The 26,166-nt window shown below is 55.6% G+C and carries 24 protein-coding genes and 1 tRNA gene; 18 read left to right on the top strand and 7 right to left on the bottom strand.

The window, feature by feature from the left end; all coding sequences use genetic code 11:
* Window positions 1–785: 785 nt before the first annotated feature.
* A tRNA-Pro gene (locus tag ACUZ9P_RS11010) sits at window positions 786–863 on the bottom strand.
* A gap of 126 nt (window positions 864–989) precedes the next feature.
* Between ACUZ9P_RS11010 and ACUZ9P_RS11005 the strand changes: the two genes are divergently transcribed.
* From ACUZ9P_RS11005 to ACUZ9P_RS10960, 10 genes are all read left to right on the top strand, one after another.
* Window positions 990–2,054, top strand: coding sequence for a protein-glutamate methylesterase/protein-glutamine glutaminase (locus ACUZ9P_RS11005; RefSeq protein WP_449249745.1), 1,065 nt, complete (start codon window positions 990–992; stop codon window positions 2,052–2,054).
* 23 nt (window positions 2,055–2,077) lie between these two features.
* Complete coding sequence (locus ACUZ9P_RS11000) at window positions 2,078–4,009, top strand: HEAT repeat domain-containing protein (protein ID WP_449249744.1); 1,932 nt, start codon at window positions 2,078–2,080, stop codon at window positions 4,007–4,009.
* Window positions 4,010–4,701: 692 nt separating this feature from the next.
* Window positions 4,702–5,538 carry a CheR family methyltransferase gene (locus ACUZ9P_RS10995; protein WP_298997542.1) on the top strand — a complete coding sequence of 279 codons (837 nt, stop codon included), beginning with the start codon at window positions 4,702–4,704 and terminating at the stop codon, window positions 5,536–5,538.
* 10 nt (window positions 5,539–5,548) lie between these two features.
* Window positions 5,549–6,325 carry a ParA family protein gene (locus ACUZ9P_RS10990; protein ID WP_449249743.1) on the top strand — a complete coding sequence of 259 codons (777 nt, stop codon included), beginning with the start codon at window positions 5,549–5,551 and terminating at the stop codon, window positions 6,323–6,325.
* On the top strand, window positions 6,319–7,020 hold the full coding sequence (locus ACUZ9P_RS10985) for a chemotaxis protein CheW (protein ID WP_449249741.1): 702 nt from the start codon (window positions 6,319–6,321) through the stop codon (window positions 7,018–7,020). The genes ACUZ9P_RS10990 and ACUZ9P_RS10985 overlap by 7 nt, the downstream gene beginning before the upstream one ends.
* A gap of 110 nt (window positions 7,021–7,130) precedes the next feature.
* Entirely contained in the window at window positions 7,131–7,499 is a 369-nt protein-coding gene (locus tag ACUZ9P_RS10980; RefSeq protein WP_022658680.1) for a response regulator, read from the top strand.
* Window positions 7,500–7,568: 69 nt separating this feature from the next.
* Window positions 7,569–10,649 (top strand): Hpt domain-containing protein, encoded by a 3,081-nt coding sequence (locus ACUZ9P_RS10975; protein WP_449249740.1) that lies wholly within the window; start codon window positions 7,569–7,571, stop codon window positions 10,647–10,649.
* Between the two features lie 109 nt (window positions 10,650–10,758).
* The gene (locus tag ACUZ9P_RS10970; protein WP_449249739.1) at window positions 10,759–11,286 is read left to right on the top strand and encodes a nitroreductase family protein; all 528 of its coding nucleotides are present in this window, start codon (window positions 10,759–10,761) and stop codon (window positions 11,284–11,286) included.
* A gap of 259 nt (window positions 11,287–11,545) precedes the next feature.
* A complete protein-coding gene (gene rpmB, locus ACUZ9P_RS10965) occupies window positions 11,546–11,755 on the top strand; it encodes a 50S ribosomal protein L28 (RefSeq protein WP_027180796.1) in 210 nt (69 codons plus the stop codon).
* A gap of 57 nt (window positions 11,756–11,812) precedes the next feature.
* Window positions 11,813–12,787: a rhomboid family intramembrane serine protease gene (locus ACUZ9P_RS10960; protein ID WP_449249738.1), complete on the top strand. Its 975-nt coding sequence runs from the start codon at window positions 11,813–11,815 to the stop codon at window positions 12,785–12,787.
* A 190-nt stretch (window positions 12,788–12,977) separates the two neighbouring features.
* Here ACUZ9P_RS10960 and ACUZ9P_RS10955 read toward each other — a convergent pair whose 3' ends face one another.
* From ACUZ9P_RS10955 to ACUZ9P_RS10945, 3 genes are read right to left on the bottom strand one after another with little or no spacing between them, the layout of a single operon-like run.
* Entirely contained in the window at window positions 12,978–13,487 is a 510-nt protein-coding gene (locus ACUZ9P_RS10955) for a threonine/serine exporter family protein (protein ID WP_449249737.1), read from the bottom strand.
* Entirely contained in the window at window positions 13,484–14,365 is an 882-nt protein-coding gene (locus tag ACUZ9P_RS10950) for a threonine/serine exporter family protein (RefSeq protein ID WP_449249736.1), read from the bottom strand. The genes ACUZ9P_RS10955 and ACUZ9P_RS10950 overlap by 4 nt, the downstream gene beginning before the upstream one ends.
* A gap of 3 nt (window positions 14,366–14,368) precedes the next feature.
* The gene (locus ACUZ9P_RS10945; RefSeq protein ID WP_449249735.1) at window positions 14,369–15,262 is read right to left on the bottom strand and encodes an ornithine carbamoyltransferase; all 894 of its coding nucleotides are present in this window, start codon (window positions 15,260–15,262) and stop codon (window positions 14,369–14,371) included.
* A gap of 262 nt (window positions 15,263–15,524) precedes the next feature.
* Between ACUZ9P_RS10945 and ACUZ9P_RS10940 the strand changes: the two genes are divergently transcribed.
* From ACUZ9P_RS10940 to ACUZ9P_RS10905, 8 genes are all read left to right on the top strand, one after another.
* Window positions 15,525–16,187, top strand: coding sequence for an HAD family hydrolase (locus tag ACUZ9P_RS10940; RefSeq protein ID WP_449249734.1), 663 nt, complete (start codon window positions 15,525–15,527; stop codon window positions 16,185–16,187).
* Window position 16,188: 1 nt separating this feature from the next.
* Entirely contained in the window at window positions 16,189–16,896 is a 708-nt protein-coding gene (locus ACUZ9P_RS10935) for an ATP-binding protein (protein WP_449249733.1), read from the top strand.
* A gap of 206 nt (window positions 16,897–17,102) precedes the next feature.
* Window positions 17,103–18,038 carry a homoserine O-acetyltransferase MetA gene (gene metA, locus ACUZ9P_RS10930; protein ID WP_449249732.1) on the top strand — a complete coding sequence of 312 codons (936 nt, stop codon included), beginning with the start codon at window positions 17,103–17,105 and terminating at the stop codon, window positions 18,036–18,038.
* Window positions 18,039–18,079: 41 nt separating this feature from the next.
* Window positions 18,080–18,523: an RrF2 family transcriptional regulator gene (locus ACUZ9P_RS10925; protein WP_449249731.1), complete on the top strand. Its 444-nt coding sequence runs from the start codon at window positions 18,080–18,082 to the stop codon at window positions 18,521–18,523.
* On the top strand, window positions 18,507–19,343 hold the full coding sequence (gene nifU / locus ACUZ9P_RS10920; RefSeq protein WP_449249730.1) for a Fe-S cluster assembly protein NifU: 837 nt from the start codon (window positions 18,507–18,509) through the stop codon (window positions 19,341–19,343). The genes ACUZ9P_RS10925 and nifU overlap by 17 nt, the downstream gene beginning before the upstream one ends.
* Before the next feature lie 5 nt (window positions 19,344–19,348).
* A complete protein-coding gene (gene nifS / locus ACUZ9P_RS10915) occupies window positions 19,349–20,503 on the top strand; it encodes a cysteine desulfurase NifS (RefSeq protein WP_449249729.1) in 1,155 nt (384 codons plus the stop codon).
* Window positions 20,504–20,754: 251 nt separating this feature from the next.
* A complete protein-coding gene (locus ACUZ9P_RS10910) occupies window positions 20,755–22,014 on the top strand; it encodes an HD-GYP domain-containing protein (protein ID WP_449249728.1) in 1,260 nt (419 codons plus the stop codon).
* 33 nt (window positions 22,015–22,047) lie between these two features.
* The gene (locus ACUZ9P_RS10905; protein ID WP_449249727.1) at window positions 22,048–23,052 is read left to right on the top strand and encodes a bacteriohemerythrin; all 1,005 of its coding nucleotides are present in this window, start codon (window positions 22,048–22,050) and stop codon (window positions 23,050–23,052) included.
* Between the two features lie 91 nt (window positions 23,053–23,143).
* On the opposite strand, the gene nrdG is transcribed toward ACUZ9P_RS10905, so the two are convergent.
* Genes nrdG through ACUZ9P_RS10890 form a run of 3 tightly spaced genes read right to left on the bottom strand, consistent with a single transcriptional unit; the run spans window position 23,144 to window position 26,130 of the window.
* Window positions 23,144–23,659 carry an anaerobic ribonucleoside-triphosphate reductase activating protein gene (nrdG, locus tag ACUZ9P_RS10900; protein WP_449250254.1) on the bottom strand — a complete coding sequence of 172 codons (516 nt, stop codon included), beginning with the start codon at window positions 23,657–23,659 and terminating at the stop codon, window positions 23,144–23,146.
* The gene (gene nrdD / locus ACUZ9P_RS10895) at window positions 23,652–23,822 is read right to left on the bottom strand and encodes an anaerobic ribonucleoside-triphosphate reductase (RefSeq protein WP_034605181.1); all 171 of its coding nucleotides are present in this window, start codon (window positions 23,820–23,822) and stop codon (window positions 23,652–23,654) included. The genes nrdG and nrdD overlap by 8 nt, the downstream gene beginning before the upstream one ends.
* A 52-nt stretch (window positions 23,823–23,874) precedes the next feature.
* Window positions 23,875–26,130, bottom strand: coding sequence for an anaerobic ribonucleoside triphosphate reductase (locus tag ACUZ9P_RS10890; RefSeq protein ID WP_449249726.1), 2,256 nt, complete (start codon window positions 26,128–26,130; stop codon window positions 23,875–23,877).
* Between the last annotated feature and the right edge of the window lie 36 nt (window positions 26,131–26,166).

The following is a 26,166-nucleotide window of genomic DNA, read 5'->3' as shown; positions in this document are numbered from 1 at the left end:
TTCAAGAGACCCTGATCATCAAAAATTCGACGAGTTCTTTTCTCTTACCGCTCGAATTGGCTGCAAAAATATTAAGTACAGGAATAGCTGGTTACATACACGTTCATATTAGACAGCCAAAACATCTATATTGTCTGACTGCTGTCGGTGCAATATATAATGAGCGAGTTAAACTTATTCTTAACTTATTTTGGTATGCCTTATTTTCACCAACATGTGTTCATGCTTTTTTTGAAAACTACTATTTCTGGCAGTTACACAAGAAATTATTATTTATACTTTATTTTTCAACATGCATAACATCAAAAAAATAAATAATTTTTCTCAATATTTGCTAAAAATACTATCTCATAAATTGACAAATTTTTTACATAAATCGTATAGACACATATTACTATTCAGACGATTTAATGGCTTGTAATTTCAACAGATCTTTTTATCGCGTTTTATACACTATTTTTATGGGTACATGCATTAAAAAACAAAGCAGCTTGCCATGTTAAATTGGCCAGAGCTACCGGGTACAGCTTGTTCTTGCCATCACGCCATGGTGTTTATTGGTTTAGCAAGATCAATCTGGACATTGTGGGCATAGGATTAAGCCATTGCGGACACCTTGCCGACGACTGCCAGCCATCAAACGGCGACAGATAAAACCGGACACTGTCGGCAACTAACCAGAAAAGATTCTTCAAAATTTAAAAGCATAGAGCCGCGCGATGGAAATAAAGAAGGGAAAAACAAAAAAAGGGCTTACGGTGGTTACCGTAAACCCTTGATTTTGCTGGTCGGGATGGCGCGATTTGAACGCGCGGCCTCAGCGTCCCGAACGCTGCGCTCTAGCCAAGCTGAGCCACATCCCGTTGAGAGAGGGAACATAAGCGAGACTGAGTAGTTTGGCAAGTAATTTTTTATTTGTAAAAAAATAATGCCTGACGTAGCATACAAAAACTAGATAGAGAGAGAATTTTTTGGAGTGAGCTTATCCTATGATCAGTGTCCTCGTGGTTGATGATTCAACCTTTATGCGCAACACCATTACTTCACTTCTGGAGCAGGATTCTGAAATCAAGGTTGTGGGCACAGCCCGCAACGGTCAGGAGGCCCTGGAAAAAGCCGAAGAACTCGATCCGGACGTAATGACGCTTGATGTTGACCTCCCAAGGCTTGATGGCCTTGGAGTTTTGCAACAGTTGATGAAAAAAACTCCGATTCCCGTGCTGATGGTCAGCTCTCTCACACAGAGCGGCGCAGAAAGCACACTAAAGGCGTTAGAGTACGGCGCTCTTGATTTTATTCCTAAAACCATGAGCTGCGACCGGGAGTGTTTTGGGGCGGAACTGCAGCGCAAGGTGCGGGCCATCGCACGGCGTAAAACCATCATCAAACTCAAGTACAGACGCATCAACCAGATTCAGGCTCCGGTTCCACGCCCTCAACCTTCGCAACCTGCGGATTATGTGCAAACGCCCTGCACCGGGCCGCGCGATCTGGTTGTAATCGGCGTATCCACCGGTGGGCCGCCAGTGGTGCAAAAGATTCTTTCGGCACTGCCTGCGGATCTTCCGGCCTGCATACTTATTGCGCAGCATATGCCAGCGGCTTTTACAAATCCGTTTGCCAAGCGTCTCGACAGTGTTTGCAAGATCAGCGTTACCGAAGCCCAGGATGGTGACAAGTTCAAAACCGGCCATGCGTATGTCTGCCCTGGCGGCAAACACCTGGGCATTCGCATGCGCGGCCCGTTGCCAGAAATCTTTGTTGCAGAAGAACCACGCGATGCCCTTTACAAACCTTCGGCAAACGTGCTTTTTGAAACTGCGGGCAAAGCAATGGGAAGACGCACGCTTGGCGCAATTCTCACCGGAATGGGTTCAGACGGATGCGAAGGAGCCAAGGTTCTTAAAGAGAAGGGCGGCTGCCTTATAGCGCAAAATGAGGCATCCTGTGTCGTTTACGGTATGCCCAAGGCGATTGTAGACAACAAGCTCGCCAACCTCATTCTTGATGTGGACGATATTGCCAACGCCATCATAACAACGGTCAGAGGCTGACCCCACCGTAGCAGGACATGACTATGAACATGGAAAATCCACAGCACAAAGCAATTCTTGAAGCCCTGAAGTCGGGCGAAAATGACGCGATTCGCGACGCGGCATTCAGCGCTGGCGATCAGGGCCTCCAGGATGCCGTTCCCATGCTCTGCGAACACATCAAAAGCCCAAGTGTGGGCGTACAGGAAGCAGCGGAATACGCACTGCGCAAAATTCGCGGGCCCCAGGTGGTTGTAGCTCTGCTGCCGCTCCTGAGCAGCGACGAAGCCCCCGTGCGCAACGTGGCCATGGACATTCTGCGCGAAATCGGCTCGGACAGCATTGAGAGCATTCAGCCCTACCTGCAGCACGACGATGTGGACTTGCGGATATTTATCACAGATATTCTGGGATACTGCCGTACGCATCAGTCCTGCCTGCTGCTCTGCCGCGCCCTGCTCAAAGACCCGGAAGTGAACGTGCGTTATCAGGCTGCTGTGAGCCTTGGCACACTGGCTTTTCCCGAAGCCGTCACCCCCCTGTGCCAGGCCATGCACGATGAGGAATGGGTGCAGTTTGCCGTGGTGGAAGCCCTTGCGAAAATCAAGGACTACTCCGCCGCCAGCGCTCTTGTGAAACTGCTTTCCCAGGCCTCGTCCCTTGTGAGTTCGGCTATTGTGGACGCCCTTGGCGATATGGGCGATGTAAAGTCCATTCCCCTGCTCTTCAGTTCGCTTGAAAATGTTCGCGAAGCTCTGCGACACAAGATTGTCAAAGCTATCGTACAGATTCTCAACGGGCGCGGCTTGTCGCTGCTGGCTGGCAAATCGCAGGAAAGGCTGCGTTCCTACCTGCTCGACGCCCTTACAGACAACGATGAAGACGTCCTGCTGGCCGCGCTGCAAGGCTTGAGCGCCATCGGCTCGGACGCGTGCACCGAAGACATCATCAACATGGCCGCCACCCTCGACAGGGAACGCCAGGATGAACTCTATGAAGCCGCCATCAAGGCCATAGCCGCCATCGGCTACAATGACTCCGTGCGCGATGCCCTGAACAGCGTTGATGAATCGCGCACCCTGCTGGCAATGGAGGCCTGTCATCTTATGGCAGACCGCCGTTGCGTGCCTGATCTCAAGAATGTTTTCTGGGATGCCAGCCCGGAACTGCAGCGCATGGCGGCAGCGGAACTGGCTCAGCTTGGCGATTGCGCCGACTCCCCATTCTTTGTAACAATCATGAATGATTCAGAAGACGCTGAGGTTCTTAAGAGCGCACTGGTCTTCTTTGGCAACCAGCCCACCTGCCCTGACGTGGAAGACCTTGTCTTCGCCCAGCTGGATCACCGCTATGTGGACGTTAAGGAAATGGCGCTGGAAGCCTGCATCAATCTGCACAGCGCCAAGCTGAACGAACGTTTCAAGGAGCGCGCCAAGAGCGAAGACCCCCTGCAGCGCATGATGGCCGTGTATGCCCTTGGCCGTTACGGCATTGTGGAAAATCTGTCTGAAATAACGGCAGCGCTTGACGATGAATCGCCCCGCATACGGCAGGTGGCGGTGGAATCCTTCCAGAGTCTTGGCGAACAGGCCGAGGGATATCTGCCCCTGCTGCTACCCCGCCTTTCAGATGAAGACAAGGATGTTCGTCTTGCAGTGATTGACCTGCTTGGGCAAATCGCTTCCCCAACTGTGCTGCCCTACATTCTCAATGGGCTTGATGACGAAAACGAATGGGTTCGCATACGCGCTGTTGATGCGCTGGGCATGCACAAAGTTGCCACTGCCGTTCCGCAACTGGCGCAAATGCTTGAGAATTCAAGCCCCATGGTGGCCCTCAAAATTATTGAGGCTCTCGGTAAAATCGGCGGCAATGTGGCCTTTAGCGTGCTGCTGGGTTTGATGAACCATGAAGACCCAGATATCCAGCATGCAGCAGAAGAAGCGGTGGCAACGATCCAGGCCGAACAGGAGTAGGTATGTCTCAGCCCCCTACGTTATTTCCCAAAAGCCCGCTCGGCTCTGCCCAGAATAGCGGCAACGGCTCATCTGCTGGCGGCGCGGCTACTCCCGCAGAGCAACGTCCACGGTTTGGCGTGACGCCAACGCCCGGGGCAGCGCCTGCCGCTCCGGCTGCCAAACCCGTTGCGCCCGCCCCGGCCTCGCCATTCAGAACAACAGTTCCTGCCCCTGCAAGCCCGGCGCAAGGCACAGGCCTGACAGGTTCTGCATTCCGCACACCTGCGGGTGCAGGCGCTGGCACAGGCTTGGGGGGCACACCGCCAGCAGGCGGTGCCACCAGCCCAACTGCGCCTGCGGCAACACGCCCGCCCCTGGGACAATCCGGCCTTGGACAATCCGGCCTTGGTCAGACCGCATCCGGGCTGTCTGGAGCGACAACTCGGCCTCCTCTCGGGCAAACTGGTCTTGGGCAATCAGGGCTAGGCCAGTCAGGCCTGGGGCAAACAGCAAGGCCGCCGTTGGGGTCTGCCCTGCCGCCGCGCACAGCAAGCCCCGCGCCTGCTGCGGGCGGCTTTGGCGCCACACGGTCCGCGCAAAGTGCACCCGCGACCAGCGCAATGCGCCCGCCGCTCACGCCTGCTGCGGCTTTTCGCTCGCCCACGCAAGCGGCAGACAACACCCGTGCAGCCTCGCCCTTTCGCAAGGATTTGCAGATATCGGACGAAGAATTTCTGCAACTGCGAGATTTCATCTATCAGCAGTGCGGTATTTTCATTGCTGAAAACAGAAAGTACCTTGTTGAGAACCGGCTTTCAAATCGCATCAAGGAGCTGAACCTTAAAAGTTACAGCGACTATTACAACTTTCTGCGTTTTGACGGCAGCCGCCGCACAGAACTCACCAAGCTTTTTGAAGTGGTGACAACCAACGAAACAAGCTTTTTCCGCAATCCGCCGCAGCTTGAAGTGTTTCAAAAAAGTGTGCTGCCCGACATTCTTGACCAGTGCCGCAAGGCTGGGCGCAAAAAGCTGCGCATCTGGTCGGCTGGCTGTTCCACGGGCGAAGAACCCTACACGCTTGCCATCATATTGTGTGAGGTTCTGAAAAGCGAACTTTCCAGCTGGGACATCAAGATCACAGCCAACGACCTTTCCGAGGCCGTATTGGCAGCTGCCCGCCGGGGAGTTTACAACGATTATGCCCTGCGCACGACCCCCAAGGAAATTGTGGACGCTTACTTTATCAAGGAAGACACGCAATACAGGGTCAAGCCGGAACTGAAGTCGCTCATTTCCTTTGGGCCCATTAACCTCAACGAGAGGGAACAGCTCAAACGTATTGAAAAATCGCAGATTGTTTTCTGCCGCAACGTTATCATCTACTTTGACGATGAAATGAAGCGCAAGGTTATCAACGCCTTTTACGACAACCTTGAAATCAACGGCGCTTTGCTTATCGGGCATTCCGAATCCCTGCACAACATCAGCCGCGCGTTCCAGCTTGAACACCACAAGGGAACCATTGTTTACAGAAAAATGAGCTGATACTGATACCATGTGTGCAAAAATTCTGGCTATTGCCAATCAAAAAGGGGGCGTCGGCAAAACCACGACATCCATTTCGCTGAGTAGCGCGCTTGCCCGCATGGGGAAAAAAGTTCTTGTTCTTGATCTTGATCCCCACGCCTGCGCCACGCTGCATGCGAGAATATACCCCGAAGGCATCACTTGCAGCCTGCATGATCTTTTTCTTGCGCAGGAAGATGCCTGGCCCGTGATCTGGCCCGACCTTATCCATGTGCAGGCGCTGCCGGGAATGGACGTGGCGCCGGGCAGTATACGGCTTTCAGAGCTTGAAGTTGACTTTCGCGAGCGTCAGGCCAAGGGAAGTGTGCTCCTCCGCAGCCTCACGCATGTGCGCGATGAATACGATTACATAATTCTGGATTGTCCGCCCCATGTGGGCATTCTGCTGGTCAATGCGCTGGTTGCCGCAGACCTGCTGATAATTCCGATCCAGACAGATTTTCTTGCCTTGCACGGGCTCAAGCTGCTGTTTGACACGCTGCACACGTTGAACAAGGCTCTGGGCAGGTCCGTACGCTACCGGGCGGTGCCCACCATGTACGACAGGAGAGCAAAAGCCTGCACACGTGTACTTGAACTGATGCGGCGCAAAATGGGGCAATCCATGTTCTCAACGGTCATTGGGGTGGACACGCACTTTCGCGAGGCCAGCGCCCAAGGGTGCACCATTTATGATATCGACGCCCGCTCAAAGGGTGCGCTCGGGTATAATTCGCTTGCAGAAGAAGTGGTAAAGCTATGGTAAAAACGCCCGAAGAGTACTTTGCAGACCAGTGCCTGGCCGTGCCGCAGACGGCAGACGCAAAGCTGAGCGTTGCGGAACAGGCCTTTGTGCAAAAATATCTGGGCAGCGATGCGTTGCAGACCATGCCGGTGCTTGAGCCGGAACAGGTGATGGCTGGCGCAGCTGGAGAATCAAAAGACCATACGCGCCATTCCCGTCATGGCGGACATGCAGAGGCAGAAGCAGCCCGGCCTTCCTTGCGCACACGGCTTGCGGCAGAAGAACAGGTACAGATGGTTTCGTTCTATGTGCGCGAACAGGTTTTTTTGCTGCCAGTGCCGGTAATTGTCGAGGTGCTGCGCTACATGCCGCTGACCCGGCTGCCCATGGCGCCCCCCTTTATTGCTGGTGTTGTCAACTTGCGCGGCAAGGTTACGCCACTGCTGCACCTGGATGCATTGCTGACCACAGACCAGACAAAGCGCTATACCGAAAAGAGCTTTATCATCGTTTGTGGCACAGAAGATATGCAGCTTGGCCTTATTATCGACAAAATACATACCATGTACATGGTTTCAAAAGACAGCATCAGCTGGAACATTGAGGCGCAACTTGGCGAAGGGGCAGATTTTCTGTGCGGCCTCGCCAATATCAAGGAGCGCCTCCACGGTATTATCGACCCGGAACTGATTGTCGAAAAACTTATTGAAGTCTGATCGCCTGCCTAGCTGAAACTGCGTACGGTCTGACTTGCCAATAGTCTGAATAATCTCTAGAGTTCGGTGAAATTTGTACGGCAGCCAACAACAGACGGACAGGATCACCTATGAAAAAACATATTATGGTCGTAGACGACTCCAAGACTATCCGTAACCTAGTAGCCTTTGTTCTCAAGGGCGAAGGCTTCAAGGTCAGCACCGCCGAGGACGGCCTTGATGCTATTGAAAAGCTTTACAGCCTTGAGCCGGTCGACCTGATTGTTTCGGACGTGAACATGCCCCGCATGGACGGCTTCACGTTTATCAAAACTATTCGCGCTCAGGATGCCTATAAGGATATTCCTATTATTGTCCTTTCAACCGAAGGGCAGGAGAAGGACATCCAGACCGGCATGAGCCTCGGCGCCAACCTGTATATGGTAAAACCGGCTCAGCCTGAAAAAATGGTTCGTAATATAAAGATGCTTCTGGGATAGCCGATAAGAAAGACAGTATGTGTCCAATTCGGACATTAGTGTGCTTTCAGCCATATAAAGGTACAGGTTATGAGCCAGGAATTTTTTGATCCGGAACTTTTCGCCGATTTTATCGCGGAAGCCAAAGAACATCTCGAAACTATCGAGCCTAACCTTCTTGAGCTTGAGAAGGCGCCGGACAATCTTGCTCTGCTGAATGATATCTTTCGGCCCATGCACTCCCTCAAGGGAGCATCGGGTTTTCTGGGGCTGAACCGCATCAATCAGCTTGCGCACAAGTCTGAGAATATTCTGGACGAACTGCGCAAGGGCACAATGGTTGTCACCTCGGAAATCATGGATGTCATTCTGGCATCCACCGATGCCCTGCGCCAGATGATCGACAATCTTGAATCCACCAACGCTGAAGGCGAAGTGGAGATTGGGCACATCATGGCTCAGATCGAAGCCATCATGGCCGGCGAAACAACGCCCCAACCAAAAGAAGAGATTGTCGAACCTGCCTCTGTTGTTGAAGAACCTGCCATGGGTGATGAACTGTCCACGGTGGATGAAGCTACGGAAACGCACAGCGAAAGCAGCCACGACACCCCAGCCGCCACAGCCGGAGACGAAGCAGAGTTTACGGCCATGTCTGGCAAGGATTGGGTGCAGACGCTGCCCGATCTGCCCACGTATACCCTCACCGCCTTTGGCGAAGGGCACCTGAAAGATTTTATCGATGAGTCCAACGACACCATCGAAAACCTCACAAGTTCCCTCCTGGATCTGGAAGAAAATCCCGTTGGCCGTGATGAACTGGTCAACGATATTTTCCGTTTCTTCCACAACATGAAGGGCAACAGCGGCATTATCGGCTACAGCGAACTGAATTCGCTCACGCACGAAGCAGAAACCCTGCTCAACAATGTCCGCCAGGGCAAGATCACGCCCACCCATGAGCTGATCGACCTTCTGCTTCTTGTGGTTGACGTGCTGGAAGCTCTGGTGCAGCGCATCAATATTGAAGCGGGTTCAGCCACTCCTTTCAACATTTCTCCCGTGGTCAAGCAGCTTCAGGAAGCCCAGACAGGCGGCCCCATTTCGCTGCCGCAGGAACTTCTTGACGCCCAGGCCAGCCAAAACGGCAACGGCGACCATCACGAAGCCGCAGAGAGCCAGGACGCAGCGCAAGAGGCCAGCGAGAAGGAAGCCCCTGCCGCCGCAGAACCCCACGCTCCGGTTGAAGTGGTCACACCGACATTTTTTGCCGTTGGCGCTGAAAACGATGATACCGAGGCCTTTCGCGTCACGGTGCGTCAGCAGTTTGAAATTATTCATGCTGCGCTGGAAACTCTCAAGAAAGACGGCAGCCACAAAGATTCCATTGATGCCCTGTACCGCTGCCTGATTGCGGTCAAGAACGCCTGCGCTTTCATGGAATTTGAAGACATCAAGGTTTACGCCGAGCGCACGGCTGGCATAGTGGATCAGGGGCGCATCAGCGGTATTGATTTTGAATTGATGGTTGACCTGCTGGATCAGGAAGTTTCCATCATCAAAGATATGGTTCAGCTTGCGCTGGACGGCCCTGCCAAGGCCGCCACCCCGGCAGCTGCGCCTGCTGCGGCTCCCAGCCCGGCCTCGACCCCGGCGGACGAAAAGCCTGCTGCACCTGCAGCCGAAACCAAGGTCGAACCCAAGATCGAACCCAAGATCGAAAAAGAACAGGCTGCTCCGGCTGCTGCCAAGCCCGCTGCGCCCGCCAAGCCAGCCGCTCCGGCTGCTGCAAAGCCCGCTGCGCCCGCAAAACCGGTGGCACCAGCAGCCAAGCCTGCTACACCTGCAAAACCGGCGGCTCCGGCTGCGGCAAAGCCTGCGGCACAAGCCGCGGCTCCGGCTGCCGAGAACCACAAGGGTTCTTCCACTATCCGTGTTGACCATGAACGCCTTGATCACCTGATGAATCTCATTGGCGAACTCATCATCAACCGTAACAGGTACACCCTCATCGCCCGTTCGCTCGAAGACACCGGGCATGACGTGGATATTTCTCAGGTCGCCCAGAGCCTTTCTGAAACCACCTACGCCATGGCGCGCATTTCTGACGATCTGCAAGACACCATCATGAAGGTGCGCATGGTTCCGGTTTCTTCGGTCTTTTCCCGCTTCCCCCGGCTGGTGCGCGACCTTTCGCGCAAAAGCGGCAAGGAAGTGGATCTGGTCATGGAAGGTGAAGAAACTGAACTGGACAAGAGCGTTGTTGAGGTCATCGGCGATCCGCTTGTCCACCTTATCCGTAATTCTGTTGACCACGGTATTGAACCTGAAGACCAGCGCCTCGCTGCGGGCAAGCCCGCCAAGGGCAAGGTTGTACTGCGCGCCTTCCACAAGGGCAACTCTGTTGCCATTGAAATTGAAGATGATGGCAAGGGCATTGACCCCGCAAAAATGCGCGAAGTTGCCATCCGCAAGGGCGTCATCACACCTGAAGAAGCCGCACAGCTTGATGACCGCGAATCGCTGGAACTCATCTTTGCCCCCGGTTTCTCCTCGGCTGAAAAAATCACTGATATTTCAGGCCGCGGCGTGGGTATGGACGTGGTGCGCACCAACATCAAGAACCTCAAGGGCAGCGTCAGCACGTATTCAGAGGTGGGCAAGGGCACTCGCTTCACCTTGAGCCTGCCCCTGACCCTGGCTATCATTGACGCGCTTATGGTCAATGTTTCCGGGCAGATGTACGCCATTCCCCTTGATGCCGTCTCTGAAACCACCAAGATTGAAGCCGAACGCCTCACAGATGTGAAGGGACGCAAGGCCGTAACCCTGCGCGGCGAGGTACTTGGTGTTGTGGAGCTTTCAGAAATGCTGGGGCTGCCCCGCACTGATCCTCTGCCAGATGTGCTTTCCGTGGTTGTCATCCACGACAACGACCGGCGTCTGGGTCTCGTGGTCGATCGGCTCCTGGAACGGCAGGAAATTGTTATCAAACCCCTGGGCGCATACCTTGGCGACCTCAAGGGGATTTCGGGCGCAACCATCATGGGCGATGGCTCGGTCATCCTGATTCTTGACCCGCACGAAATTTACATACTGGCGACCTCCAAAGCTCCTTCCATCGGCGCTGGGGGCGAACAGGGCAAGCAGCCGGTTTCAGTAAGAATGTAACGCTACAGGGGGCCAGATGGCCCCCTTTTTCATTGAAGACGTGCGCCCCCCTCCATTTGTTTTTTTCAGCCAGCGGTGCCATGCCGCACATGCCACAAAGGATAAAGCCATGCTGGAACTGTTGAGCAACCGCCGCAGTATACGCAAATTCACAGATGAAGCCGTCAGTGATGAGCACCTGGAAAAACTGCTTATGGCCGGGCTTTTGGCCCCTTCATCCAAGGATACCCGCCCGGTGGAACTGGTGGCCGTGCGCGACAAGGCTGTTATTGCTGCGCTGGCAGACTGCCGCGATTCCGGCACCATGCCCCTGCTCACAGCCCCCCTGGTGCTGGCCGTGGTGGCCGATACCGACAAAGCGGACGTATGGGTTGAAAATGCCTCCATTGTTGCCATTCTGGTGCAACTGGAAGTGGAACGCCTGGGCCTCGGCTCCACATGGGTGCAAATGCGTCTGCGCACCAACGGCGCCGCTTCCGCCGAGGCGGAAGTAAGAAAAACACTTGGCATTCCCGATCATTATGGCGTACTTTGCCTCGTGGCCATTGGTCACAAGGACGAAGTAAAAAAGCCCCGGGAGCTTGATGCGTCTGACTGGGCGCGTACGCACCGGGATTACTTCCGAGTAGCACAGTAACCAGCCCCTGCAGTTTTTCTTGAAAAATTCTGTTGTTCCAGAGTGTTAAGGTCTGTCCGGCTCGATGTCTGGCTGGCTGCCCGGCACTTGAACCGCAACCGCCTTTTTTTGAGAAAATTTCTTGCCTTTCCATGCTGCATGAGCTATATGACCTTTTCGCGCGGTTATGCCCATATGCAACGCTGTCATTTTTTTCGGCGCGGGCTTTGTTCTTGCCGCATTTGAATTGAACTATTTTTTTGCATATACGGAGGAATGTATGAGCAAGGAATGCATCTTTTGCGGCAAAAAGCCCCAGGTCGGCAATCTTGTGAGCCACTCCAACATTAAGACCAAGCGTCGCTTCAATCCCAATTTGCAGCGCGTGCGTCACCAGTTCCCCGACGGCAGCGTGCGGACTCTTTCCGTCTGCACCCGTTGCCTGCGCTCTGGCGTTGTTGTTAAGCCCACGGTGCGTAAGCAGGCCTAACTGACCTTCTTTTGCAGCTTTCAGCCCCGACAGGTTTCTGCCGGGGCTTTTTTGCTTATGCGTACAATTCCACCGAGAATTTTTGCCTTTTCGCGTTACTGGCGCGCCCGCCGCAGGCCCAGCAGCCTGCCTCTCGACTGGCGCCCGGTTGCCAGCTTGCAAGGCACCACGGGCTATGCACGCTTTCGTGAATGGCTGCTTGTGCTCAATGCCTGCAATATCCCTCACCAGACTGTGCAGATGAACGGCAGGGAATACATTTATGTGCCCGCGCTGTTTGAAAATATTGCACTCAGGGAGCTGGGAGACTTTGTGCGCGAAAGCGCAGCGCCTGCCGCCCAGCCTCCGCCGCTGCAAGTTTTTCCCCATGCCTACATGGCAATGCTGGCGCTGCTGCCGCTCATTCTCTGGCACGGCTGGCGCATGGGCTGGTGGCCTGCCCCCGCAGTCCTGCCACCGCCAGATATGTGGAGCAGCGCGGGCATTCTTGACGCAGTGCGGGTTCGCATTTTCAATGAATGGTACAGAAGCTTCACCGCGCTTACCCTCCATGCCAGCCTTACCCATCTTTGCGGAAACATAGCCTTCGGGGCTATATTTATGACCCTGCTGGCCCGTATGACAGGCGTTGGCAGAGCCTTGTGGCTCACCCTGCTGGGAGGCGCGCTGGGCAATGCCCTGACCGTGCTGTTGCGGCCCCGCCCGGTTTTGAGCATGGGATTTTCCACGGCACTGTTTGCCAGCATTGGGGCTATTTCCGGCTACATGGCCTGCCAGCAACAAGGCAAACGCAAAACCATGCTGCCTGTGGCTGCCGCAGCCGCCTTGCTGGCCATGCTCGGCACTGAAGGCGAGAATACCGACTATGCGGCACATCTGGCCGGGCTTGGCTGTGGACTGGCACTGGGAGCGTTTGAAGCATGGCAGGTGCGAAACTGCCGTAGGAGGTTGAACCAGTGGACGGCGGGGGCACTCACGGCCCTGATCTGCGCTGCTGCATGGTGGTGGGCCTTTGCCGCCATGCGCAACTGACTGTAAAAAAGATCCTGACGTGTTTATGCACATCAGGATCATATTTTTAGGCTGTATTTTTTTAATCACCACAAATCAGCGCAGGCCAGCGCCTCCTCACGCCACTATCTTTCTGCCAGACCTGCTCCCATCCTCTGTATGCCAGCCCTGAGCCGCAGGCAGCACTATTCCTGCATGGCAAGCGCCTGATTCAGACCGCGTTGCCGCCCTTGCTCAGCTTGTGCAGTGTACGCCCAAGCGGTGCTTCGCGGTGGAAAAGAAGCAGGGGTAGTATGGCCCCGATGGCAAGGGCGCACATGATGAAAAATGCCGTGAGGCCGTTGTAGACAACGCTGACAAGCACAGTCTGGCCCTGAGGCGTCCCGGCAGTGTTGAGGAACTGCAAGGTCGCCAGAATGGCCTTATAGGCAAACATGCCGGGAATCATGGGCAACAGCGCGGGGAACACAAACATTTCCGCCGGGGTATGGCAGCGGCGCGCGATGGGCATGCTGCAAAAGGAAATAATCAACCCGGCGCAGAGCGATGCGCTGGCAATCCCCATACCGGCCTGCAACAGCAAAAAACGGCTCATATGGCCCGTGGCGGCAAGCAGGCCAGCCATGACGGCTATCCGCTTGGTGGGCCGCGAAATGGCCGCAAAACCAACTGCGGCAACAGCTGCAAGCGCTCCGTCCGCAAGACAATCGACCAGCATCATAGCGAATCCACCCCCATAAGCAGCATGGTTGTAGCCAGCCCCAGAGCAATGCAGATAATGAGCGTACTGGCCTGAATCAGCCGCGAAACGCCCATGAGCACATGCCCGTCAAGAATATCCAGCATGGCGTTGATCAGGGGGATGCCGGGGATGAGAAACAGCACGCTTGCAGCCATGCCTGTTTGCGGCGTGTTGCCCAGATGCAGCAGCACTCCCAGCGATGCCGCCAGAGAGGCAGCAAATGAGCAGAGAAAAAACGTGACCTTCAGGTCAAGGCCCCAGTGCAGCAGTTTCTGCCGCAGATAGAAGCCCAGAAAGGTTGCGCAGAAAACCAGCCCCATAGCCACCGCATCGCCGTTGAACAAACCGCAAAAGGCGGCATTGGCGCAGGCCACAAGAAAACGCAGCAGCACGGGATTAAGCGTGGGCACCGCGCAGATGGCGCTGAAATGCTCGCGCGCCTTGGCAAGGCTGAGGTTTTCATCGGCAATGCTCCAGCTCAGGGCATTGAGCGCCGCCACCCGCTGAAAATTGGGCGCGCCAGACACAATGGAGCTGACCGCAGTGCGGCGCTCCGCCGGAATGCCCCCTTCGGCTGGCTTGATGACCGAAAGCATGAGGTGCTTGGGGAATATGGCCAGTTCCACCTCAAAGCCATATGCCCGTGCAATGCGGCAGGCGGTGCGGTCTACTCGTGAAGTCTGCCCGCCCGCCGCAAGCAATGTGGAAGCATAAACCTGTATGAACTCAATAAGCTCTTTGGCAGTCAGAACGTTATGCTTTGTTCCGCAAGCGGCATCAGCCTCGCCCGCAACAGTCGAATCCGCCGCCAATGCAGACAGCGTATTCAGACCGCCCTGCCCGTTTTGCAAACCCATAAACTAGATCCCGCTTTCATTATCAAGAAAAACCCAGTGCAACATGCGCTTGTGAACCCGCAAACGGTATTCTGCCTGTTGCACCAACAGTGAGGCCTTGCTGGCCAGAATGGAATCGTCAACACGGATCGCCGCTATGGGCGAAGCACTCAGCATAAGATGCGCGTCATGCGCCGCCTTGGCGAGCAGTTCCGGCGTCACTTGCCAGCTTTCGCGCTCTTCGTCCGTCAGGCCGCTACGGCAGCCCGCAAAAACATAGTTGACGCCGCGCACGGCCTCTTCCACACTATCCACAATGGTAATGCGCGACCCGTAACGCTCCGCAGCTTCTTTGAGCGGCGCGGGGTCCACGCGGGACGGCACGGCAATGCGCAGTGAAAAGGGAAACCATGCCGTTGCCGCCATCAATGAATGCAGCGTTCCGTTGACGCAGCCCAGCCAGCCGCAGGTCACGCCGTCAAGATAACGCGAATTGCGCAACATGCAGGCTATGTCGGCCAGCGCATGCGCCGGGTGCGCATCCGGGCTGCCCGCATTGATAAGCGGGAAGCGCAGACACGATGCCTCCATATCCCACCCGCCCACGGGCATGCCGTACATGTACATGCAGTCAATGTAGTAGCTGAAAACAGGCAGGAGCTGTTCCTGGTAATCATTCATTTCATTGCGCCAGCTGCCACGGCTGCCCTCGTACACGACATTGCCGCCCATTTGCCGCACAGCGGCAGAAACGCAAAGCCTCTCAGGCAGGGAGTGCTGCGAAAACATCAGCAGGGCCACGCGCTGCGCCATAAAGTCTGTTTGCAGCTTCGGTTCCGGCATGCCCAATGCCTGCTGCACCAGCAGCCAGGACGCCTTTTCACCAAGACTCTTGATATTTAAAATATGTCTTGCCATAGATCCTCCGTGACGGTCGTCACATACAGCATCTTGAGCCCGCGATACTGTTCTATCAATGCGTGAAAATTCTGTCCAGCAAAGCACAAAAAGCAGCAGGCATCACAAACCCTTATGTGCATTTTGCGAAACAATCTTTTAACACACTGAAAAAAAAGAGAATAGTGGATTTTGTCGCATTAATACCCATTGAATACTTGTGATTTAATCCACTTTTCAGCTACAGTACGGGTGCCCGCTTGCAGGGCCCACAGGAGCATACATGAGAGCATTCATTTTTGATCTGGATGGAACACTGGTTGACAGCCTGGAAGACATTGGTCAGGCCTGCAACGATGTTCTGGCCAGTCACGGCTATCCAGTTCATCCCTTGCCAGCGTACAGATTCTATGTGGGCCGCGGCTTTCACAAACTTGTGAATGACGCCCTCCCCGAGGGTGAAGCAGCAAAGCTTTCTTCAGACCAGCTGACAGCGTTGATTGCAGCGGCCCGCGCCCGCTACGGTGAAAATATGTGCATCCGCACCAAGCCCTATGCCGGCATCACCGAAGCGCTGCACACGCTTGCCGCAGATGGCCATGCCCTGGCCGTCCTTTCCAACAAGCCGGACGACCTCACGGTTGAGCTGGTGCGCCGCTACTTTCCTGACGTGCCGTTTACCCTTGTGCGCGGCGGCAGGGAGGGCGTGCCCCTCAAGCCGGAGCCGGACGCCCCGCTCGACATGCTGCGGCACATGGACTTTTTGCCCCAACGCAGCTTTTACGTGGGCGACAGCAACGTGGATATCTTCACCGCCCGCAATGCGGGTATGATCTCAATCGGCGTGGCCTGGGGATTTCGCGGCGCGGACGAACTGCGCGCAGCCCAGGCCGACCATGTCATCGACACGCCCGCAGCGCTGACGCGCATGGCAAAGGAGGCATAACATGAAACGTCCCATCATTGAGATTGACGAAGAAAAGTGCAACGGCTGCGGGCAATGCGTACTCGACTGCGCCGAGGGAGCGCTTGCCATCATTGACGGCAAGGCCAAACTTGTCAGCGACATCTACTGCGACGGCCTCGGCGCATGTCTGAACTGCCCCGAGGGCGCCCTGCGCCTTGTGGAAAGGGACGCGCCCGAATTTGATGAAGAAGCGGCCCTGGCCGCCAAGGCAAAAAGGGATGGAATCGCCCAGCCCCACCGCCCACACGGCGGCGGCTGCCCCGGCAGCATGGCGCGCACGTTCACCCCGCTGACTGGCGGCCCTGCAACCACGGCCCCCGCCGGATCGCAAGACCTGCGGGCGCAGGTGCCCACCTGGCCCATCCAGTTGCGGCTGGTTCCGCCAACAGCGCCCTATCTGCGCGGGGCCAATATCCTGCTGGCCGCCCATTGCGCAGGCTTTGCCCTGCCCAATCTGCATACGGACTGGATGCGCGGGCGCGTACCCATCATTGCCTGCCCCAAGCTTGAAGACAACGAAGTGCTGGTCGAAAGGCTCACAACCATCATCAAACAGGGCGGCATTGCGGGCATCACCGTACTGCGCATGAGCGTGCCCTGCTGCGGCGGGCTGGACAGGCTGGCGCACCGCGCCATTGAGGCAGCAGGCAGCACCTTGACGCTGGAGACGCATATTGTACAATTGTAAGCATGTTATAAGAAGTATACATGGGCAAGAAATGCCCATGTAGGAAATACCTAAAGTCCGCCTTGACAAAACATAGTGTAATGCTATGTTTTAGGGGCGGGCTTTTATTAATTGAAATCGCCCAAAAACCGTAACCCGCAGACGGGCCGTAAGGGGCAGTGAACGCACTGCCAAGTAAGACTGCTTTGCTGTAAAGGATCATCGACATGCCCATCAAGATTCCTGCTGATCTTCCCGCCTGTGCAGCGCTTGAGAGCGAAAACATCTTTGTGATGACGGAAGATCGCGCTGTTCAGCAGGACATTCGTCCGCTGGAAATCGCCATCGTCAACCTCATGCCCACCAAGATCGCCACAGAAACGCAGTTGCTGCGGCTTTTGAGTAATTCGCCCCTCCAGGTCAACATCACCCTGCTGCGCACAGAAGCTCACGAATCCAAAAATACTCCCACTCAGCATCTTGAGCGTTTTTACAAGACATTTTCAGAAATTCGCCACGGCAGCTTTGACGGCATGATCGTGACCGGCGCTCCGGTGGAACACCTCCCTTTTGAAGATGTGGACTATTGGCACGAGCTGCTGGACATCATGACCTTTGCGCAAAGCCGCGTGTACTCCACCCTGTACATCTGCTGGGCGGCGCAGGCGGCCCTGTACCATTTTTACGGTATCCCCAAGTTCGCCATGCCTGCCAAAGTTTCCGGCGTGTTCCAGCACGACATCTTGCAGCCGGCCTGCCGCCTGTTCAGCGGCTTTGACGATACGTTTGTCGCGCCCCATTCGCGCCATACAGAAGTTCGCGCCAAGGATGTGAGCAAACAATCCGAGCTGCGCATTCTTGCCGAATCGCCAGAAGCCGGGCTTGCTCTGGTTGAGAGCCGCGATCATTCACAGGTTTTCATGACCGGGCACCTTGAGTACGACAGGGGCACCCTGGATGCGGAATTCCGCCGCGATCAGGAACGGGGCATGAGTCCCATACCGCCCAGCAACTACTATCCCGGCAACGATCCCAGCCGTCTGCCCAACATGAACTGGAGGGCGCACGCGCACCTGTTCTACTGCAACTGGCTTAACTACTACGTTTACCAGGAAACGCCCTTCAGCCTTACTGCCATTGCCCGTGACCGGCAGGGCAAGTAAGAGTTCATAATCCTGAACCCCTACAGGATACGAGGATGCCTATGCGATTTTCTACCAGAACCCGTTACGGATTGCGCTTCTTGCTGCGTCTGGCGGCCCAGCCCCAGGGCTCTCTTTTGCAACTGGGGCAGGTGGCCCGTGAAGAAAACATCTCATCGGGCTATCTGGAACAGATAGTGCGGGCACTGCGCCCCATGGGCATCTTGCGTGCTGTGCGCGGTTCTGGCGGCGGATACTCCCTTGCCAAATCGCCATCAGATATTAACATTGAAGAAGTCTTTCAGCATCTTGAGGGTGAAATTTCCCCTGTGCGCTGTCTGAGCAAGGGTCGCCATTGCCAACGCGAATCCCACTGCTCCACCCGGGGCTTCTGGACAGAACTGGACGGGCACATCCGCTCCTTCCTGCAAAAGCGCACCTTGCAGGAAATCATAGACTCAGAGAAATGCTCCGTAACGGGAGGCAATCATGTGGAATTACACTGAAGCAGTACACGACCACTTTATGCGGCCGCACAATGTGGGTCCCCTTGAAGGCGCCAACGCCATTGGCGAAGTGGGCAGCCTGACCTGCGGCGACGCCCTTAAGCTATATCTCAAGATCAACGACCAGCACATCATTGAAGACGCCAGCTTTGAAACCTTTGGCTGCGCCAGCGCCATTGCGTCAAGCTCTGTGCTGACAGACATGGTCAAGGGCATGTCTGTTGAAGACGCGCTCAAGATCACCAACAAGGACATCACCAACGCTTTGGGCGGCCTGCCTAAGCAGAAGATGCACTGCTCCGTCATGGGCCAGGAGGCGCTTGAAGCCGCCATCCGCCAGTGGAAGGGCGAACCGCCCGTGCCCCATGCCCACGAAGACGGCAAGCTGGTGTGTAAGTGCTTTGGCATCACGGATGCCCAGATTATCCGCGCCATCACCGAAAACGGCCTCAAGACCGTTGAAGAAATCACCAACTACACCAAGGCTGGCGGCGCATGCGGCGAATGCCTTGATGAAATCGCCGAAATTCTGGCTGGTCAGCTCAAGCAGAAGCCCTTGGTCGAGCTCAAGCCCAAACCCCGCCTCACCAACGTGCAGCGCATGCAGAAGGTGCTCAAGACCATCGATGAAGAAATCCGCCCCCAGCTTGCTGCTGACGGCGGCGATATTGAACTGGTGGATGTGGACGGTCTGCGCGTTGTGGTCTCCCTGCGCGGGCGCTGCGCCCAGTGCCGCTCGAGCGAAGTGACCATCCGCGATCTGGTGCAGCGCCTGCTGCGCGAACATGTTGAAGCCGACATCGTGGTTGAGGAGGCCTAACCGCCATGAAAACCATATATCTTGACAACAACGCCACCACGGCTGTTGCGCCTGAAGTACGCGATGCCATTCTGCCCTATCTGAACGAGCTGTACGGCAACCCTTCAAGCATGCACACCTTTGGCGGTCAGGTGGCCGATGCGGTCGAAAAAGCCCGCGAGCAGATGGCCAGTCTGCTGGGTGCAAACCCGGACGAAATCATCTTTACCTCCTGCGGGTCGGAGAGCGACAATGCCGCCATATGGTCTGCCATCCAGACCCAGCCTGAAAAGCGCCACCTCATAACCACCCGCGTGGAACATCCCGCCGTGCTCAGCGTCATGCAGCACTGGGAACGCCAGGGTTACCGGGTGACCTACCTTGGCGTGGACAACAAGGGACGCCTTGATCTGGACGAATACGCAGCTGCCCTCACGCCTGATACGGCGCTGGCATCCATCATGTTTGCCAACAATGAAGTGGGCAATATCTATCCCATCCAGCGCATGGCTGAAATGGCCAGCGAGCGCGGCGTGCTGTTCCATACTGATGCCGTGCAGGCCGTTGGCAAAACGCCCATTGACCTTGCCCATCTGCCTGCGGATATGCTTTCGCTCTCCGGCCACAAGCTGCATGCCCCCAAGGGAATTGGCGTGCTGTATGTGCGCAAGGGTGTGCGCTTCCGCCCGTTTTTGCGGGGCGGCCATCAGGAGCGGGGACGCCGTGCGGGTACGGAAAATGTGCCCTACATTGCAGGGCTTGGCGCAGCGGCTCAGCTTGCCATTGCGCACATGCAGGAAGAACGCGTCAGCGTGGCCATGCTGCGCGACAGGCTTGAACAGGGACTGCTCGAACGTATCCCCGACTGCATGGTGAACGGCGATGTGGATAACCGCCTGCCCAACACCACCAATATTGCATTTAAAAATGTGGAAGGCGAAGCCATCCTGCTCATGCTCGACAGGTTCGGCATCTGTGCAAGCTCCGGGTCTGCCTGCACCTCTGGCAGCCTTGAACCTTCGCATGTACTGCGCGCCATGGGTGTGCCCTTTACATACGCCCACGGCTCCATCCGCCTTTCCCTCTCCCGCTACACCACGCAGGAAGAAGTGGACTTTGTCATCCAGAACTTCCCTGATGTCATCAAAACCCTGCGCATGATTTCTCCTTTCAAGGATTAATCCTGGCTCAAGCAACAATTGGCGCAGATTTCAATACCTTTAGATTACGTGCCGCACTCATCCGGGTGCGGCACATTTACGTCTGCGGCAAAAATTCTGCGCAATTGTAACATACGGCTCTGGTTGCACCCATGATGCAAAAGAGTACTCTTTCTTTCGGTCGCTACGCAAATGAGCCTCTTGCCTCCAGGGGCCGGTTGTCCTATCATTTTACTTTGAATATCTGTCCCGATTGGTGAGAGTGAGGTTTCATGCGTTCAATTCGCCTTTTTGATCTGCTGATGGGTTTTTCGCGTGCGCTGGACATGGTCACGCCGCTTCTTGCCGGACATCATCTGCGGGTTGCCTTTTTGAGCCAGGTTATTGCCGAACGCATGCGGTTACCCCGCACCACGCGCAAATACATGCTTATGGCCAGCATGCTGCACGATATTGGGGCAGTGCCGCTCAAAAGCGATACGCGCGACCTCATATTTGAGCGCAACAAAGCCCTGCACTGCCGGGCTGGCTGGGCCTTTTGCAAAACAGCAGGGCTGCCCACGCCTGTATGCGACATGGTGCTGCATCACCATACGGAATGGTGCAGCTATGAGGCATCCGACCAGCATTCACTGCCAGCCAATTGTATTCACATGGCTGACCGGGTTGACGTGGCCCTGCGCGGCAAGCAGACTTCTGACCTGCACAGCATCTGCCTCACCCTGCAGGCAAGAGACAGGGAATACGCCCCAGCCTGCCTTGAAGCGCTGGCAACCCTCGCTCATGATGCGGAAATTTCAGCGCTTCTGGGCAGCCACGAGCGCATGGAAGAATACCTGGCTACGGCATTTGGCTCTGTGATTCTTGGCCCGGTGCAGCTTGTGGAACTGTGCGGGCTTTTTTCGCAAACCATTGACTCCAAAAGCCCCTTTACAGCCACCCACTCCCTTGGCGTGGCCTATACGGCGCGCATGCTGCTCAGGCTGACCCGCATGGCCGATGCCGACGATCTCACAACCATGTTTGTGGCCGGTCTGCTGCATGACATTGGCAAACTCGCGGTGCCGCTCGAAATTCTGGAAAAACCAGCGGCGCTCACGCCTGAAGAAGTGCAGGAAATTCAGAAACATGCTGAAATCAGCATGGATTTGCTGGGTTCCATACCCGGTTTTACCTGCGTACGGGAATGGGGAGGCAGACACCACGAACGCATTGACGGCACTGGCTATCCCCACAATATTGAAGGAAGCAGCCTGACGCTCCCTGTGCGTATCATCGCCGTAGCGGATGTATTTACAGCCCTCACAGAAGACCGCCCCTACCGCAACGGCATGCCTCTGGCCGAAGCCATGAAAATCATCGCATCCATGGCGGAACTCGGCTATCTGGACAACGGCGTGGTAGCGCTCCTGGCCGATAATGTGCTACGCGTCAACAAAGAGCGCATACGCGCCCAGCGCAAGGCTGCAGCAAACTTTGTGGTTATGCGCAGGCTGTGCGATGAGGCGGCCAAGGCTGCCAGGCAACCTTGAACTGGGTAGCCATACCCACTGACGGGGGGAATCATGGGCGTTCCAATCATTTTTCTGATTATTGCTCCCTTGGCTGGCATTATCGCCATGCAGCTCACCCCGCCCTTTTCTCGGCTTGCTGTTGTCCTCTCCCTGATTTTTTCCTTCTGCGGCCTTGTGCTGCTCTACCGCTACCTCCTGCTTCCCTTGCGCACAGTCGTAGCTGCCCTCGCGCAGCCAGGCTGCGCTGAAATTCCGTCCATACCCACGGCCTGCGATGTTGTGCGCGCTCTGGAAGACAGCCTCAATGCCAGAGAGGCCACGCTTCGCCACGATCTTGCCGAGGCGCGCGAAACAGCAGCCAAACTCCGGCAGGAAATTCAGGAACTGCGCGAAAGGCGCGTTGTGGACATGCAGACGCAGCAGACTGCCCTTGCGGCGCTGCGCAAAGCCCAATCTGAATTGAATGACCTGGCTACAGCTGCTGATGCGGGCAGTGTGTTACCTGTGGACCGCCCGCACATCACGGAGCAAATTCTTGACCTTTCTGCGGTGCTCCACCATAGCGAATGCATATTGCTGCACGCCAGCCAGCTTTTGGGCACAGCTGACACTGACAAAGACGAAGCAGATACTACGCTTGCAGAGGCCTTCCCCTGGGATAGCCGCTACAACACGAACATTCCCGTCATTGACGGCCAGCACAAGCTCTTGCTTTCGTACATCAACAAACTACACCGTGGAATGCAGAAAGGCTGCGATAAAAGTCTGCTGCTCGAAATTCTTGATGATCTGACGGGCTATGCCTTTAGCCATTTTGCCACAGAAGAAATATTCTTCAGCCGCACGGCTTATCCGCTCACAGCACGGCACATTGAAGTACACCAGAGTTTCAGAAAAACAGTGACAGAACTCAGGGAGGCCGTGCTTGACGACAAGGCTTTTATTGATATTGCCCTGCTGGAATACCTGAAAACCTGGCTGGTGGATCATATACAGCAGATGGATGTGGGTTTTGCCTCATATGTGACCGGCACAAAGCCCACACCAGAGCAGTAAGCCTTCTGCGGCCAAACCCCAATAAAAAACCCCGCTAAAAGCGGGGAACAGACGCGATCGGCAGAGCAAACTGTCAGGACTCGCAAAAAGTTCAACGGCTGAGCAGTTCTGCCGCTATTCGTTCTCGGGCAGCGCGGTCAAGGAGGCGCTGGTTTGAACTGCCCCTGAACTGCAGCTCAAGGTCGCGGAGGCTTTCCACATAGGGGCCATCCACAAGAACATCCGTCAGTTCCAGCAGCCGGTTTGTCCAAGAGTCATTGCGGGCAAGCAGGGCTTCGAATGTGTACCCCGTGTAGGTGATCACATTTTTGCGCATGGCCTGTACACCCTCGGCCACGGCGCAGAGCGCCTGGGCCTGCTCAAAGGGCTCCCCGCCAGACAGCGTCACGCCCGCCAGGAGAGGGTTCTCCCCAAGCTGGGCAAGGGCGGCCTCCGCCGTAAACGGAAAGCCGCCCTCAAAGTCGTGCGTCTGCGGATTGTGGCACCCTTTGCAGTGATGCGGGCAACCCTGCGTGAACAAGACATACCTCAGGCCCGGGCCGTCCACTATGGATTCTTCCACAATGCCTGACAGCCGCATGACCCCGGCATTACCGGATTCAGGCATGCTTGACACGATCGCGCTCTTCCGAGCGCTTGGCGTTGTTGAAACGGTCAAGCGTTCCCACAAGGTAACCGGTGATGCGGCGGGTACGTTCAAAACCCACATCCTGGCCCACAAGTTTCTGCGCGGGCTTGGTTTCCTCGAACAGACGCGATTTCATTAGCATTTTCGCTCTCCTTGTTCTATCAGCAAAAGTTGATGAAAATTGTATATGACCGCTAGTCCCACTTGGGGGTGTGCGGGTATTTTTTACGCAGTTCTTTAAGCAGCTCGGCACTCACGCCTTCGCCTTCCTTACGGCCGCAACGGGGGCAGGCGCCATTGATCACACCCACATAGCCGCAGACAGGGTCGCGATCCAGGGGATGGTTGATGGAGCCGTAGCCAACGCCATTATCGTGCATAAAACGGATGATGCTCTCAAAGGCCTCAAGGTTTTTGCAGGTATCGCCATCCAGCTCCACATAGGTGATGTGGCCCGCATTGGTCAGCGCGTGGTACGGAGCCTCGATCTGTATCTTTTTAAAGGCCTTGATGGGGCAGTACACCGGCACGTGGAACGAGTTGGTGTAGTAATCCCTGTCAGTGATGCCGGGGATGCTGCCGAACTTTTCCTTGTCGAGATTGACAAAGCGCCCGCTCAGGCTTTCCGCCGGGGTGGCGATGAGTGAAAAATTGAGCCCTGTCTTTTCAGCTTCGTCATCGCACCGCTTGCGCAGATGCGTAACAATCTCAATGCCAAGCTTCTGGGCATCTTCGCTTTCGCCGTGGTGCTGGCCCACAAGAGCCTTGAGCGTTTCGGCAAGGCCGATAAAGCCCACGGTCAGTGTGCCGTGCTTGAGCACTTCTTCAATGCTGTCGTCCCAACCCAGTTTGTCGGAATCAAGCCAGATGCCCTCGCCCATGAGGAAGGGATAGTTACGCACCTTTTTGGCGCTCTGGATCTTGAGCCGGTGCAGCAACTGGCGGAACACCAGATCGATCTTGTCGTCCAGCAGAGCGTAGAAACGGCTGATATCACCGCGCGCATCCAGCCCAAGCCGGGGAAGGTTGATGGACGTAAAGCTCAGATTACCGCGACCGCACGTAACCTGCCTGTCCTTGTCGTACACGTTGCCAAGCACACGTGTGCGGCAGCCCATGTACGCCACTTCCGTATTATAGTCGTCCGGATGGTAGTACTGGAGGTTGTACGGCGCATCAAGAAAGCTGAAATTGGGGAAGAGCCGCATGGCGGAAACATCCATAGCCTGCTTGAAAAGATCGTAGTTGGGATCTTCGGGATTATAGTTGACCCCGGACTTCACCTTGAAAATCTGCACGGGGAAAATGGAGGTTTCCCCATTGCCAAGCCCGGCCTTGGTGGCGCGCAGCAAGTTTTTGACAACTATGCGGCCCTCGGCAGAAACATCCGTGCCGTAGTTGATGGAGCTGAAAGGCACCTGCGCGCCTGCGCGGGAATTCATGGTGTTCAGGTTGTGGATCAGGGCTTCCATGGCCTGATAGGTGCGGCGCTCTGTGTATTTGAAGGCTTCGCCGGCAGCATAGGCATGCGCGCGCGTTACAAGTTCGCGCTGGGCCTCGGGGGCAGCCGCCACAAGAGCTTCTCCAAAGGCATCGCAGGTGCCAAGGCGTGGGCCTTCGGGCAACAGTGCGATGGTTTCTCTGGCGGCGTCAATGGCTGCCTGCTCTTCCAGATTCTGGGCAATGCGCAAAAAGGCGGCAAAGGCGCGCTCATATTCCTTGCGGTAGGTTTTGATAACGCCTTCGGCCATGGCAAAGTCAAAATGCGGCACACTCTGGCCGCCGTGCATTTCATTCTGGTTGGCCTGAATGGCAATGCAGGCAAGGGCCGAGTAGCTCTCAATGGAATTGGGCTCGCGCAAATGCCCGTGCCCCGTGGAAAAACCATTTTTAAACAGGGGGATAAGGTCAATCTGGCAGCACGTTTCCGTGAGCATGTAAAAATCTTTGTCGTGAATGTGGATATCGCCGTTAAGATGCGCGGCAGATGCATCCTTGGGCAGAATGTAGTTATCGATGAAGAATTTTGAGCCCTCGGAACCATACTTGAGCATGGTGCCCATGGCCGTATCGCCATCGATATTGGCGTTCTCGCGCTTGATGTCTTCCTGCAGGGCCGGGGAATACGTAAGTTTTTTATAGATATCCATGAGATACGATTCCGCATTACGGATTTTCGTATGCTCGGCCCGGTACAGAATGTAAGCCTTGGCGCTTTTGGCGTAGTCGTACTGAATCAGGGTTTCTTCAACAACATCCTGAATTTCTTCCACATGCTTGAGGCAGCGCGACTCCAGCTTTTTGCACACCTTTTCGGTGACAAACAGCAGGTCAGTGGGGGACATGTCTTCACCGCCAACTGCCTGATTGGCCTTGGTGATGGCATTGAGAATCTTGACCGAATCAAAAGGCACTTCCGTGCCGTCGCGCTTAATAATGCTGGCGAGCATGAACTTCGCTCCAAACGTGTGGGCTATGAACAAAAA

The sequence above is a fragment of the Desulfovibrio intestinivivus genome, assembly GCF_053570665.1.
The sequence above is the reverse complement of the archived record's forward strand: the minus strand, read 5'-3'. Positions and strand labels throughout refer to the sequence as shown.